Raw genomic sequence first — 1,670 nt, forward strand, 5'->3', positions numbered from 1 at the left:
CCAAGTTAGAACATCAAACATTAAAGGGTGGTATTTTAACGTTGGCTTCATGCAGACTGGCGTCGACACTTCAAAGCCTCCCACTTATCCTACACATCAAGGCTTAATGTTCAGTGTCAACCTATAGTAAAGGTTCACGGGGTCTTTCCGTCTTGCTACGGGTACACCGGGGATAACAAGCTGATACCGCCCAAGAGTTCATATCGACGGCGGTGTTTGGCACCTCGATGTCGGCTCATCACATCCTGAGGCTGAAGTAAGTCCAAAGGGTATGGCTGTTCGCCATTTAAAGTGGTACGCGAGCTGGGTTTAGAACGTCGTGTGAGACAAGTTCGGTCCCTATCTGTCGTGGGCGAAGGAAGATTGAGGGGGGCTGCTCCTAGTACGAGAAAACCAAAGTAGACGCACCACTAGTGTACAAGTTGTCATGCCAATGGCATCGCCTGGTAGCGGTAGCTAAGTGCGGAAAAATAACCGCTAAAAGCATCTAAGCAGGAAACTTGCCTCAAGATAAGTCTTCCCTGACAGTAATGTCCTATAAAAAGTGTTCAAAACGAGAAAGTAGATAGGCTAGGTGTCTAAACGTAGCGATACGTTGAGCTAACTAGTACTAATAACCCGATAAGGCTTAACCTGACAACACCGAAGGTGTTTTGATAGAGAGAATTTTAGCTTGTTTTGAGATTGAATATGGTCGAATTTTGGTGAAGGCCGAAGTGTGTTCGCTACTGAGGTAGGTAAGCAGACTATGAGGCAACGCGAAACAAGACGGAATAAATAAAAAAAATTTTTTCTGGCAGTAATAGCGCGGTGATCCCACCTAACCCCGTGCCGTGCCAAACTCAAAAGTGAAATGTCGTAGCGCCGATGGTAGTGTGAAGTCTCCCCATGTGAGAGTAGGAAACTTGCATAACAACTTTAATACTAATGCAATTTTTTTATATCAATAATAAAAGTGATATTTATATTAATTTTAATAATTTCATTTGTTCATAATTAATTACGCTAATTATCTTGTAATATATTTATTTGATATTAGCGACATTATTATTCTATTTTTTAACAAAATTGAGCCTATAAACATTTATCTATTGAATATTTGATATAAAATTAAATAACCCTTAAAAAAGGATAATGATTAAGGTAAACATATGTTAGCTGAACCGATGCTAAGTATTCTTCTTGCTGTATTTAATAGCGAACCATTCTTACCAAAATTTTTTAATTTTCTTGAATAACAAAAATTAGAAAACTGGGAACTTATTTTAGTCAATGATGCTGCAACGGATAATAGCACTTTATTATTAGAGGAATGTATAGAGCGATTTCCGAATACTAAGATTTTGCATCAGGAAAATCTCGGGGTATCTGTCGCACGTAATGTCGGAATGAATATTGCTACAGCTAAATATAGCTAAGCGACTTAATTTTGATTACACACACCATATTCAGTGCAAACAAAATATCTATGTCGAATCCGAGCGCTCTTTTTTTTGCATTTAACTTGTTCCCCTTTATGTTCAATTAAATTAAGATCTGGCGAATAGGTAGGCAAATATTCCACCATATGCCCCGCATCGATGATGACTTGTTGAATACTCTGTTTCTTGTGAAAAGTTGCATTATCCATCATGATTACACTGTTTTAATGCAAACATTTTATCTAAATG

1 protein-coding gene, 1 rRNA gene and 1 pseudogene are annotated in these 1,670 nt (G+C 38.1%); 2 read left to right on the forward strand and 1 reads right to left on the reverse strand.

Annotated elements, in window-relative coordinates:
• Both ARSQ2_RS15215 and ARSQ2_RS14640 read left to right on the forward strand, forming a co-directional pair.
• Positions 1 to 636: ribosomal RNA gene (locus ARSQ2_RS15215) — 23S ribosomal RNA — on the forward strand; the annotation flags it as partial.
• Positions 637 to 1,250: 614 nt separating this feature from the next.
• Positions 1,251 to 1,418, forward strand: a pseudogene (locus ARSQ2_RS14640) (glycosyltransferase); the annotation flags it as partial.
• A gap of 5 nt (positions 1,419 to 1,423) precedes the next feature.
• Here the strand turns inward: ARSQ2_RS14640 and ARSQ2_RS11885 are convergent.
• Entirely contained in the window at positions 1,424 to 1,633 is a 210-nt protein-coding gene (locus tag ARSQ2_RS11885; RefSeq protein WP_238334298.1) for a transposase, read from the reverse strand.
• Between the last annotated feature and the right edge of the window lie 37 nt (positions 1,634 to 1,670).

It is taken from the genome of Arsenophonus endosymbiont of Bemisia tabaci Q2, assembly GCF_902713415.1.
Lineage (GTDB): Bacteria > Pseudomonadota > Gammaproteobacteria > Enterobacterales > Enterobacteriaceae > Arsenophonus.